Below are 12,290 nucleotides of genomic sequence, written 5' to 3'. Positions count from 1 at the left end.
TGGGTCTGTTCAGAGTGCGGAGCTGAACATCTGCGTGACGTAAACGCAGCAAGAAACATTCTTGCGGTCGGGCATGACCGTCTAGCTGTAGGAATCCCCGTCCTTTAGGGCGGGGAGGATGTCAACCACAGCACTATCGTAATTCGGTTGAAAAGCTGAAAGTACTGCCGGTGGTCACCCCTTCAGGGCAAACCATAGCACTGGGCGACGTGGCCAAAATCTACGTTGAAGAAGGCCCGGGCGCTATTCAGTCTGAAAATGCCAGACCTTCCGGACGTGTTCAGAGATCTGGGCTCTTATGTTGAGGAAGCCAAAGAGCTGGTGGCAGAGAATCTGGAGCTGCCCGCAGGGTATGCTCTGGAATGGACTGGCCAGTATGAATACATGGAAAGAGCCAGTGAACGACTGGGCGTTATCATTCCGGCGACTTTGCTGTTCATCACTGTGATTTTATTCCTGACCTTCAGGCGTTTTTTTGAGGTGGTCACCATTCTCAGCACACTGCCTTTTGCTTTGATAGGCGGCATCTGGCTGATGTATCTGCAGGGGTACAACTTCTCTGTTGCCGTCGGTGTCGGCTTTATTGCTCTGGCGGGTGTTACGGTAGGCAACGCCATCATGATGTTGGTTTATCTCAATCAATCACTGGCTGAACTGCGTCAATCCAAAAGCAAACTGTCTGCACTGAATATCAAGCAGGCGGTATTGGAGGGCGCTGTTCTGAGACTCAGACCCATCATGATGACTGTGAGTACGATTCTTTTTGGTCTTATCCCCGTCATGCTTAATGAAGGAACAGGCTCCGAAGTTATGCAGCGCATAGCAGGGCTCATGATTGGCGGCATTGCCAGCTCTCTGGCTGTAACACTCGTACTGGTCCCTGACATCTGTTTTCTGTGGCATAGCCGGAAGAAGGCTCTGGCCGAACCGATCCATTATTAAATGTTTAAGAACTTGAATAGGAGAGTGAAACAATGAAAAAGCTGAAAGCCCTGTTTCTGGGAACTGCGGTTCTGATGTCGTCCATGTTGGCCAAGGCTGAGGCGTCATTTCCGACAGTCATGTTATACAAAACCCCTGCCTGTGGTTGCTGTACAGAGTGGGCTAAACACATGGAAGAGAATGGTTTTAAGGTGATGTTGCATGATGTGCCCAGCACTGCCATGTACCGTGCCAAAGCTGGAGTTCCAAAAGGTATGGAGTCCTGCCACACCGCCTTTATTGGTGATTATGCCTTTGAAGGACATGTTCCGGCTGCGGACATCAAACGGTTGTTGAGTGAAAAGCCTGAGGGCGTGAATGGCCTGACCGTTCCTGGCATGCCAATGGGATCGCCAGGAATGGAATACGGAGACCGTAAAGATCCTTATCAGGTCATCAGCTTCAGTGCTGATGGGAAGATGAGTGTGTTTGCTACTCATTGAATTTCTGTAAGACCCCAAAGAAGCTCCTCCATGAGTTTCTTTGGGTGACACCGGTGAAACTATTTTCTATCTCAGTCATACAACCTCCTGCCACCAAAACCTATGGCGCTTTCTCTTTACTGGGTTCGGTTTTCTTTCCAAAACTTTTTGAAAACTATAATCCTCTCGATGCTCCCTTAAATAAGTTGGCTATAAACTTGTCTCGCGAATTTCAGGTTGTTGAGGCTTAATAGTCTCAGAGGGCTCTTCAATAATCTCAAATGGTTCGTGATCAACGCTTTCCGGTGGACTGTCGTTCTTCTTTTCCTCACTTGCATGCTCCAAGGCCCTCCTCATATTTGGAACCAGTTCGGCCTCGCGCAAAAACCATGAAATCGGAATTTTGGGAATACCCAGTGGGTCATAAGGTTGATTAAACCAGCTACCCTGCGCCAGTTCCTCAATCAGAAAAATCAGGTCAGTCCATCTCCTCTCTCTGGTAAAATGGCTTTTATGAAGTATTTCAGGAACCACCGACACTAATGCCACTCTCTCATCTTGCCAGATTTCTACGTGATAAAAATTTATCTTCATAGCTTTTGAAATAAGCTTCTGCTGGAGTTGATCAAACAAAATATTGACGGGTCTTTTTTTGGCCATAAAGGGTCCAACTTTACTATCCACATCAGCCCCATGTTCAATTAACCACTTAACAGCACGAAATTTATGATCATTAATAGCTTCGACCAATGAGTTACGGGAGGAACCGTTAACACTGACTGTATTAATATCAACACCTTTCTTTAGCAGGATGTCCAGATGGTCCGTTCCGATGGTAAAATCAATAGGCTTAAGCGTCAAAACGACTTCGGGAGAATTACGTTTTACTTCTAAAATCCGATTCAACTGTTTAGCGATCTTATGAACTTTAAGCAATTCAGAAACTGCTGTTTTATGAGTTTTTACTTGCAGAACGATGAATTGATCTGCTCTTTCTATTTTTTCCAAAGTATCGATAAAGCTTTGCCACTTCTTATCATCGATGTAATCCGTTTTAATAAGTACCTGGATAACAAGCTTACACAGTTCTGTCCGCTGAGGAGACCAAAATTTGTGGAATGTTTCACTATGTTTAGCCCTGTTTTCAGTAAGGTTTTTGAATTGACTATGAACATTATCTAAAAGAATTTTGACAGGTTTTTCCTCCCTGCCATTAATAGTAACCGGGCTGTCCGGGTTCACGCCCTGCCTGATCAACTGTAAGGCAGTGCCAAAATGATGGTTAGAAATTGCCAGATGCAGATAACGGTTTTGATTTTCAGGTTTTGTTGGTTGAATGCCTGCTTCACGCAAAGACTCAAGCCGGGAGATATTGCCATTGTCGAGCGCTCTGCCGATCAGTATTTCCAGTTCCTCGGGGGAAAGCTGTGCCACCAATACTGCCTGCACTTTCTGTTCGCCTTGGGAAGGTTCGCTTTCAGAAGCTCTTGTTCGGGCGTTTTTGGTGATAATTCTCTCTAGTGGAATCATATTTATATTATTTTCTATGAAGGGACTTGCTTTATGCTCAATCAGTACCTCGAGTATTTTCAGGTTTGCTCTCCAGGCAGAGTGGTGTGCCAGAGTGTTGAGCTGACTGTCAGTGGTATTTACATCAAATCCGGACTCTATCAGAACGACAAGGATTTCCTCGTTGTTGGGATTACTCTCCAGACATTTAAGAATCCCCTGCAAAACGATTGGCTGGTCGGCTGGCCTGAGGGGCTGTTGATCAACCAGTTTTTTAACGACTTCTGTCTTGCCTCTGGAGATAGCCAGAAATAATGGCGTATTTTTCTGATTGTCCGGATGATTCTGAGCCTTGGGTGCGGCATTCAACAATAACTGAACAGTTTCTATATGCCCCTCCTCACAGGCATAATGCAGAGGCATCCTGCCTTCACCATCTGTATAAAGCGCAGCGTTTTCTTCCTTTTGCAGGAGGGCTCCTACCACCTCTGACAAACCCCGCTGAGCCGCCCTGTGTACAATCATTCGCCCGTCAGTAACGGGTAGCATGGGGCTGGCTTGATATTTATCCAGCAGCGTTTCTACCAGCTCAATCAATAGCGCCCTCTTGTTTAGATCGAGTAAATCAACCAGGTGGTAGAGTAAAGTGGCTCCTTCCACAAAATGGTTAATAAAGTTAGGGGAAAGCTGCTTTAACAGCCTATCTAAATTTAACTTAATTATTTCTTCATCTGTATTAGCACTTGATTTCAGAGTTCTTAATAACTGCTCGAGGATCTGCTCTTGTGATTCCCCAACACTTGCGGCAGGCTCGGTTGCTCCCGGTTGCCCCGGCGGTTCCTCGCCCCCGCCATGCCCCTGGCCGGAGGGAGCTTTATCCGCACTTTCTGATCCTTTATTGGCTGATCCTTTATTGGCTGATCCTTCGTTGACGGTTGATGATCCATGTGTGTTCTCGCCTTCAGAACTTTTGTCTTTACTGCTGCCACTGCCAGTGTCTTTTTTCTTCTCTGAGCCATTGCCATCAGGTGTTTCCCGGATGGCAGCAACCAGCATTTTTGTCAGCAGGTGTTGCCACTGCAAGTCAAGCCAGACATCGACCCGAACCTGTTCGGGGGGCGTGTTAAGAATATCTTCGGTCCATAACCAGATGGCTTCGTGATGTTGTTCTTTAATAAACTCGGCCAGTTCCCTGAACCGTTGCTGTACTCTCTGGTTTCCTGTTCCCAGCGCCGTTACCATGCGAAACAGAAAATCGGGTGCTCCCAGTAGCTTCAGGTTCCACAGTTGCTGCCATTGTTCTTCGTCAAGCTCCAGCCGCCAGCGCTGCCCGCCCATGGTGACGACGATGGCAAAGGTGTTGTCTGTTTTTCCAAGGGCTGAAAAAAAGTCGCGATTTTGCTCCGGAATCTCCGCCTCGTTGTCGTCCAGCAGGGGCACAAAATCAATCATATAATCGCTCAGTGCGGCAAAAGGCTTTCCCCTGCCCGGCTTGAACCAGTCATCAAAAGGAACGTCTCCTCCCAATCCACCGCCGCCGTACTCACTTTTCCCGGCATGGGGCATTTGTGAGTCTGCAAATAGTGGCAAGGGGAATGAGGGTTCGTCGTCGTCATTCTGCTGTCGGCCAAACTGTCGTATTTCCATTGTCTCTGTGGTCAGATTACCTTTGTCGTTTGTTATGAGAGGAGAGAGTTCGGTGCTGAAGTGCGCATTTTTAAGCTGTAACTCCAGGTTGGCTGTGTCGTCAGGCAGGGCTACAAGATAACTGTGAAGGTTGTTTTTATGATCCTGATGCATACGGACAACGGGCAACAGCTCCTGCTCTTGTCCCGGTTTCAGCGCAATGACTTCTGTTGGCGCATGGGGTTCTGCCGCATGGGTGCTGAAAAAAAAGTACCTTTGGGTAAAATTTTCCAGGGGGGCGCCAGGAAAAGATAACCAGAGAACTTCTGTGATTTCAGGGGAAAGTACTGAACAGCGTGCTTGTCTGTCGCCTTGATGAACCGCCCCTGTCACCCAGGTTGCTGCCTGTCCCAGACTGTTAACATGAGCTGCCCAATGATAGGTAAAGCGTTTCAGCTCAGGGAGTTGGACATTGGCCCGGGCTGCAGCAGAAATACATAGCAAAAAGCACTGGAGAGTGATGAGAATAATACGGATATCACAACAGTCTCTCGTAAACATACAACCTCTTGCCGGAAGAAAGGCTCTTTGTGCGGCTGATCAGATAACAAAGCATAGAGCATAGTTTTAACAAGGCAAAAATGTTATTTTGTTCGGTTTTTCTACAGACTAGGAGCCTGACCGAGAACAGCGCCCGAGCATAAAGTTCAGTAAAGTGAGCCAGCTTTTTCGTTGAATTCGTGCGAATAGTTGACCTATTTTAAGCAAAATCAACGGACAAAATTGCCTGGAGTCATTTTGGACAGCCTTCAAGATGAGCATCACGACGGTGCTCATCTAAAGATGGCCGCTCTTTCTGGAATTCAGGCCGAAATTGCCTTAAGTCCGACAGGCTCCTAGTCTCAGAAGAAGGGCATAGAAGTCTGAAGTGTTTTTCAGCTATCCAAAGGATTGATTAAAATGAGCACAGGGAAAACCGGCGGGTCATCTGTTAATCATTCACCCATTTCTCACCTTGTATCTACAACAAAACCAGAAAAACCAGGCAAGACTGTAAACCATCAGTCGGTGACTAAAGTTGAGCCTGATAATAATATTCCCAGAGACCGACTTTATCGTTCCGGTGTACCCCTAAAGCAACGTCCGGTGGCAGAGGTTAAGGTCACAGACACCCCTATCAAAACCTTTGTCGCTTTGTTTCTAAGGAGGCCAAAGCCTTCTGATATCAGGGAGGCCAGAGCTTTAGCTGAACAGCTGGCAGCCTCTATTGGGGAGGAGGTTGATCCAAAAATTGAATTTAAAGACCGTAGAGCCACCTTACAGAGAGGAACACCCGAGCATAAGGCCTGCCTTCTACTGGTAGAGTCAGGGTTGGCAACTGTTGAGCCTACTTCAGGTACTCAGACCATCACTTTTAAGCTGCTCAGGCCTCATGATTTACCCAGGCAACAGCGAGTGGCGGAATTTCTCTGTAAAACTGTACCCCTTGAGGTGGGTGATAATGGCACCCTGAATTGGGAGAAAATGTTAAAAGAGATGGAGCCTAAACAGAGCAATGATCTGCAAATAGCCCACGTTGTTTCTTATGTTGGCGGGGGAAAATATCAGGCAAATCATAAATCACCCAGAGCTGTGGCCCGATTCAATCAGCTGCAATCAACTATACCAACAGCTTCCACTCAGCAGAGGTATTGGGAAAACAGAATAAATCAGCTGCTCTCAATTGCTTTAGCGGATCATCAAGATGATCTTATTCATTGCAGGCAAGCCGTCAGACGTGCACATAATACTCCACCCTATATTCTTCAAGTGACTGCAGGAAAGTGTAGAGATGATAAAGAGCATGCCATTGCAGTTGAATTGGAAAAGGCCTATGACGATCTGAGTAGCAATGAGCCTGCGAGACCTCAACAAACTCTTGAGCCACAAGCCACAGTAGAGGAGAGCCCTGTCGAGCAGGAACCCTGGGACAAAGTTAAAACGGTTTTGAGAGAAATGGGCCTGATAGATCAGGCTGTAGACCTGCCCAGTCTGAGTCATTTGGCTGAAGCCTATGAAAAACGACTCCCGTTCAATCTTTCGAATCTGGCTCAAACGGCCATGCTGATGGAAAAAGAGAGAGAACTCAGAGCGGATTACGACGTGCTTGGTATGCTTAAAGGCACCAAACTGACAGAAGAAAAACTGCAGAAACTGGAAGCCCGATTGGATGAGATGGACTTTGACCGTACTGCCAATGCCTTTAATGAAGGCTCGGAGTGGTCTACCTCGGCTAAGGATCAGCGAGAATTCCGAGATGCTTATCAATTCGTAAAAAGAGTATACGATGAGCTAAAGGCTTCGAACCCTCGTCCTTCAATAGAACAAATGGCCGAAAAGCTATTGGATCTGGAGTCGATACCCAGGCTGCAATACAGTGAACGGCAATGGCAGGTAGCCCACCGCATATTAATGGAGGGGGAATAGTGAGACTAAGCGCTATACCCCATAACGTTCGCACTCCAAACAGAGCTTATCCTGAACCAGAGACTTTTCCCTTGGCCAGCCGGTCAATGATTGGGCAGTCCGGCCTATCATCCCCATGACAACACCCTGTCAGTTGTTGCAGGCTTTCACGAATGACCTGCAACTGGCTGATTTTCTCTTCGACATCGGCCATTTTTTTCAGAGCCAGTGATTTCACATCGGCACTTTTACGGCTTTTGTCATTGTAGAGGCCGAGAAGATCTGAGCACTCTTTCAGCGTAAAACCCAATTCTCTGGCATGACTAATAAAAGACAATTCTCGTAAGTGTGACTCATTATAATCACGGTAACCGTTATCCAGACGATGGGCGGGAGAGATCAGCTTCAGACTTTCATAGTAACGAATGGTTTTGGCAGTTAGCCCGGTGGCCTGTGCCGCTTTGGAAATGTTCATGGTTCAGGCCTCCCTTTTAGTAGGCTTAAAGAGTCTGAGTCGATTGGCGTTACTGACTACTGTGACGGACGACAATGCCATGGCTGCCCCTGCAACGACAGGATTCAGCAGCATTCCAGTGAGGGGGTAGAGTACACCGGCAGCAACCGGGATACCCAGAGAGTTGTAGACAAAGGCACCAAACAGATTTTGTTTAATGTTTCTCAGGGTGGCTCTGGACAGCTCAACAGCATCGGCCAGGCCATGCAGTGAAGAACGAATCAGGGTGATATCGGCTGATTCAATGGCCACATCCGTACCTGTGCCAATGGCAAAGCCAACGTCAGCATGGGCCAGAGCGGGTGCATCATTGATACCGTCGCCGGTCATTCCGACTTTCAGACCCTGACTCTGAAGCTGTCGAATATAAGCTTCTTTATCTTCAGGCATCACCTCTGCCTTGAAATCATCAATGCCCACCTGTTTAGCTACAGCAGCCGCAGTCAGCTTGTTATCACCGGTCAGCATCATGACTTTTATGCCCAGCTTGTGCAGGCGGTCGATAGCCGTTTTGGAGTCAGGTCTGATGGGGTCGGAAACGGCTATCAGACCCAAAAGGCTGTGATCCACAGCAAGATACATCGGTGTTTTACCCTGGCGGGCCAGAGACTCAGAAGCGGAAGCCAGGTTGGAAATATCGATTTCACTGGAAGCCATCAATTTGTCATTGCCCAGTAAAACAGAGTGATTATCGACAATACCGGTAACGCCCTGCCCCGTGACAGCATGAAAGTCAGAAACAGAAGAGAGTGGAGTATCGGTTCTTTTTGCAGACTCAACGATGGCTTCGGCAAGCGGGTGTTCAGACGCACTTTCTATGCTGGCAGCAATTTGTAAAATTCTACTTTTATTTTCTGCTGAATCGCCCGCCGTACTTATGATTTCTGTCACTGCCGGGACGCCTTCAGTCACCGTACCGGTTTTATCCAACACAATTGTATTCAGTTTGCTGGCTTGTTGAAGGGCGTCGCCTTTTCGAATCAACATGCCCAGTTCTGCGGCTTTCCCCACACCCGCCATGACCGACATGGGCGTGGCCAGGCCAAGGGCGCAGGGACAGGCAATAATCAGAACGGTTGTTGCCACCACCAGTGCATGGGCCAATGCGGGCGCCGGTCCGAAAAAGAACCAGATTGTGGCAGCCAGAATAGCGATAACTATCACAACCGGTACGAAAACGGATGAGATTTGATCGGCCATCCGGGCAATGGGCATTTTTGAACTCTGGGCTTTTTTCACCAGGGCGATGATATGAGCCAGAGCGGTTTCGCTGCCGACTTTTTCAGCCCTGAACAGTAAGCTGCCATTTTTGTTTAAAGTGCCTGCAGACACTGCATCATCAGGTGATTTTTTTACCGCCAGTGGCTCACCTGTCAGCATGGATTCATCCACCAGGCTGGAACCTTCAGTGACGGTACCATCGACAGCTATTTTTTCACCGGGTCTGACTCTGACAATGTCACCTTTCAAGACCTGGTTGGTAGGTATGTCTATCTCTTGTCCATTTCGTACGACTCTGGCTGTTTTTGTTTGAAGTCCCAATAGCCTTTTAATAGCCTGACTGGTTTTGCCTTTGGCTCTTAACTCCAGAGCATGGCCCAGGTTGATAAGACCAATGATCATGGCACTGGCTTCAAAGTAAACATGGCGAGCGGCGAACGGCAGAAGGTGAGGAAACAGCACAACCACCATTGAGTAAAGCCAGGCTATCCCTGTGCCTATGGCAATCAGGGTATCCATATTGGTGCTGCCATGTTTAAGAGCTTTCCACATGCCAGTGAAATAATGTTTGCCCGAAAACACCAGAATCAACAGGGTGGCCAGACCTACTCCACCCCAGGCCATTTGTTGGAAAGGCGTGTTGACGCTCATTTCTCCGGTGACAACTCCCCAGATCATCAGGGGGATGCCCAAACCCAGTGCAATGGCGGTATGTTTGAGGAGGTGACGGTATTGCTTCCGGTCTTCCTTCTCCTGTTTTTCCTGAATACTGTTGTCCGGAGTCACTTCCACTCCGGGATAGCCTGACTGTTCCAGAGCCGCCAGAATGGCTGTCACATTCAGCGTTCCCTGTACCGAGCAGGTTTTGTCGCTCAGGTTGACCGAGGCGTTGGTCACGCCAGACACGTTCTGGAGTGCCGTTTCAATCTTGTTTACACAAGAGGCGCAATTCATGCCAGGTATGGAAAATTGTTTATTACTGTCTGAGGCAATCAACTCTGCACCAAAGCCGACAGACTGGACGGCTGAGATCAGAGAGTCAGCTTTGGTATGGCCTTCCACCGTAGCGGTTTTATCTGCAAAATTAACACTGGCTTCATCGACACTATTGACGCCCTTAAGGGCTTTCTCAATTTTGCCTACACAGCCAGCGCAGTTGACTCCGGACAGTGCCAGTTGAATCTGTAAAGATTTCATTGATTTACTCCCGGATATCAATTTAGAGGGGAACTGTACACAGAATAACCCTTACCCTAACTGGAAGGTAAAGGTTGATAGAGAAGAGAAGCCATAGATATTTCTTATAGCGCGTTCAGTGGCGGTCAGTACTTTTAAAAAGAGAGTAGGGTTTAATCGCTTTTAGTACGGGAAAGAAGGGATCTACTGATAAGCAGTCAGGAAGAGGATTTGGAAGGGGGGTTCAGCTTCCTTAGTGTTCAGAAGCTGAAACCGGGCACTCTATCAAGCCTGGGCAATAATACCTTCAGGATCTTTAATAGCTTCACCTATGGCTACCTTGATGGTCTTCAGAGGTTCAAAACGCTCAATACCCTGAATCTCTACATCAATGGCCAGAATCGCCAGATCTGCTGTTGCAATGTCTTCTGCAGTGATCTCGTTTTCAATACCGAGAGCACCCTGGGTTTCTACCTTGATTTCATGACCCTGACTTTGGGCAAATTCAGCCAGTTTTTCTGCTGCCATGTAGGTATGGGCGATGCCTGTTGTACAAGCGGTCACTGCAACGATGTTCATGTGTGTGTTCCTGTTTCGCAGGATCTACCAGGTCAGCAGGCAGTCTCTGAATTCAATGTTTATGTGCGTGCTACTGACTATAAGTGTCCGATTTTGTGATCGGAATCGAAGAAAAACGACATTTAGCGGACATTTGTAACCATCTGAACTCAAAGGTGATACAGGTCAATTTATGAGGTTAGGGTTATCTATTATGGTGATCTGAATTTCCCTCTTGTTGATAGAAAGCAGTTTCCTATGAGCACACCTGAACACCTGTTTCCCGAGAATTTCTGGTGGGGCAGCGCCACCTCTGCGACTCAATGCGAAGGCGCTTCCCGTGAAGGCGGCCGTGGGCCCAATGTCTGGGATTTCTGGCATGAAAAAGAGCCAGAAAAATTTCACAATCAGGTAGGTCCCTGCGAAGCCTCTACCTTCTACAAGAATTACAAGAATGATATTGCCCTGATGAAAGAGCTGGGTCATAACTCGTTCCGTACCTCTATTTCCTGGTCACGTCTGATTCCAGCTGGGACGGGTGAGGTGAATCCGGAAGCTGTATCTTTCTACAACGACATGATTGATGAATTGATCAAGCATGGCATCGAGCCCGTTATCAACCTGTTCCACTTTGACTTGCCTGTACCACTGGTGGAGAAGGGGGGGTGGGAATCCCGGGAAACAGTTGAGGCTTTTGCGGAATACGCAGAGAAGTGTTTTGAGCTGTTTGGTCACAAGGTGAACTACTGGTTTACCCAGAACGAGCCCATTGTACCTGTGGAAGCAGGTTACCTGAATGTCTATCACTGGCCTTGTGTCGTAGACTTCAAAAGAGCGGCTCAGGTGGCTTACCATTCCATTCTGGCCAATGCCTGTGCTATTGAGCGTTATCGCAAAACCGGGCTGGCTGGAAAGATCGGCATCATCCTGAACCTTTCTCCTACTTATGCCCGCAGTGATTCACCGGAAGATCAGCAAGCCGCTCACATGGCAGACCTGTTCTGCACCCGTGCTTTTCTGGATCCTGTGACCAAAGGAACTTACCCTCGTGAGCTGGTGGAGTTGCTGAAAGAGCATGATCAGCTGCCCGAGTATAACAAGGCGGATCTTGAGATCATTGCCGCTAACACCATTGATGTTCTTGGCTTTAATTACTATCAGCCTCGTCGTGTCAAAACCAAAGAGATCGTTCCCGCAGCAGATGCTCCGTTTGTGCCTGAGAATTTCTATGACTTTTATGAAATGCCCGGTCGCAAGATGAATGAGCACCGTGGCTGGGAAATTTACGAAAAAGGGGTATACGACACGCTGCTTGATCTGAGGGATAACTACGACAACATTGAAGTCTATATCTCAGAAAATGGTATGGGTGTTGAGGGTGAGAAGCAGTTCGAGGTCAATGGTCAGATACAGGACGACTATCGCATCGACTTTATCAGTGATCACCTGAAGTGGATCCACAAAGCGTCAGAAGAAGGTTCCAGAGTTCGGGGTTATCATCTGTGGACCTTTATTGATTGCTGGTCCTGGCTGAATGCTTATAAAAACCGCTACGGTTTTGTCAGTCTGGATCTGGAAACTCAGGAGCGTACCATTAAAAAGAGTGGTCTCTGGTTCAGGGATGCGGCTCAAAATAATGGCTTTTAACAATAAGCGCTTTTCTTTCGCTATGGGCATTTGAGTCGAGAAAACCCCGGACCTTCCGGGGTTTTTATACCAATCGAATTTTCTAACTACCGTAATGAGCATGGCAAGCTGGACATCAGAGCAAGGCGGAACGACGAGTAATAGCTAGCTATTGCGAGGAGTTCCAACGCAGGGCTGTTGTTCAGATTGCC

At 47.7% G+C, this 12,290-nt stretch carries 9 protein-coding genes; 5 read left to right on the top strand and 4 right to left on the bottom strand.

What is annotated here, in order from left to right; all coding sequences use genetic code 11:
- From ACR2PX_RS11940 to ACR2PX_RS11930, 3 genes are all read left to right on the top strand, one after another.
- The coding region (locus ACR2PX_RS11940) for a zinc ribbon domain-containing protein (RefSeq protein WP_433997355.1) at window positions 1-108 on the top strand (108 nt) is incomplete at its 5' end.
- Between the two features lie 150 nt (window positions 109-258).
- The gene (locus ACR2PX_RS11935) at window positions 259-942 is read left to right on the top strand and encodes an efflux RND transporter permease subunit (protein WP_433999581.1); all 684 of its coding nucleotides are present in this window, start codon (window positions 259-261) and stop codon (window positions 940-942) included.
- Window positions 943-974: 32 nt separating this feature from the next.
- The gene (locus ACR2PX_RS11930; protein ID WP_433999580.1) at window positions 975-1,424 is read left to right on the top strand and encodes a DUF411 domain-containing protein; all 450 of its coding nucleotides are present in this window, start codon (window positions 975-977) and stop codon (window positions 1,422-1,424) included.
- Window positions 1,425-1,613: 189 nt separating this feature from the next.
- Here ACR2PX_RS11930 and ACR2PX_RS11925 read toward each other — a convergent pair whose 3' ends face one another.
- Window positions 1,614-5,099 carry an ankyrin repeat domain-containing protein gene (locus ACR2PX_RS11925; RefSeq protein ID WP_433999579.1) on the bottom strand — a complete coding sequence of 1,162 codons (3,486 nt, stop codon included), beginning with the start codon at window positions 5,097-5,099 and terminating at the stop codon, window positions 1,614-1,616.
- A 399-nt stretch (window positions 5,100-5,498) separates the two neighbouring features.
- Here ACR2PX_RS11925 and ACR2PX_RS11920 point away from each other — a divergent pair, with 399 nt between their 5' ends.
- On the top strand, window positions 5,499-7,004 hold the full coding sequence (locus ACR2PX_RS11920) for a hypothetical protein (RefSeq protein ID WP_433999578.1): 1,506 nt from the start codon (window positions 5,499-5,501) through the stop codon (window positions 7,002-7,004).
- A gap of 46 nt (window positions 7,005-7,050) precedes the next feature.
- On the opposite strand, the gene cueR is transcribed toward ACR2PX_RS11920, so the two are convergent.
- The 3 genes from cueR to ACR2PX_RS11905 form a co-directional block, all read right to left on the bottom strand.
- Window positions 7,051-7,458, bottom strand: coding sequence for a Cu(I)-responsive transcriptional regulator (gene cueR / locus ACR2PX_RS11915; protein ID WP_433999577.1), 408 nt, complete (start codon window positions 7,456-7,458; stop codon window positions 7,051-7,053).
- A gap of 3 nt (window positions 7,459-7,461) precedes the next feature.
- A complete protein-coding gene (locus ACR2PX_RS11910; protein ID WP_433999576.1) occupies window positions 7,462-9,915 on the bottom strand; it encodes a heavy metal translocating P-type ATPase in 2,454 nt (817 codons plus the stop codon).
- Between the two features lie 264 nt (window positions 9,916-10,179).
- Window positions 10,180-10,473 carry a PTS fructose transporter subunit IIB gene (locus tag ACR2PX_RS11905; protein ID WP_433999575.1) on the bottom strand — a complete coding sequence of 98 codons (294 nt, stop codon included), beginning with the start codon at window positions 10,471-10,473 and terminating at the stop codon, window positions 10,180-10,182.
- Window positions 10,474-10,710: 237 nt separating this feature from the next.
- Between ACR2PX_RS11905 and ACR2PX_RS11900 the strand changes: the two genes are divergently transcribed.
- Window positions 10,711-12,099 carry a glycoside hydrolase family 1 protein gene (locus ACR2PX_RS11900; RefSeq protein ID WP_433999574.1) on the top strand — a complete coding sequence of 463 codons (1,389 nt, stop codon included), beginning with the start codon at window positions 10,711-10,713 and terminating at the stop codon, window positions 12,097-12,099.
- Window positions 12,100-12,290 lie beyond the last annotated feature (191 nt).

The organism is Endozoicomonas sp. (assembly GCF_051008435.1).
Taxonomy (GTDB): Bacteria; Pseudomonadota; Gammaproteobacteria; order Pseudomonadales; family Endozoicomonadaceae; genus Endozoicomonas_A.
This window is presented reverse-complemented; position numbering and strand designations above follow the sequence as displayed.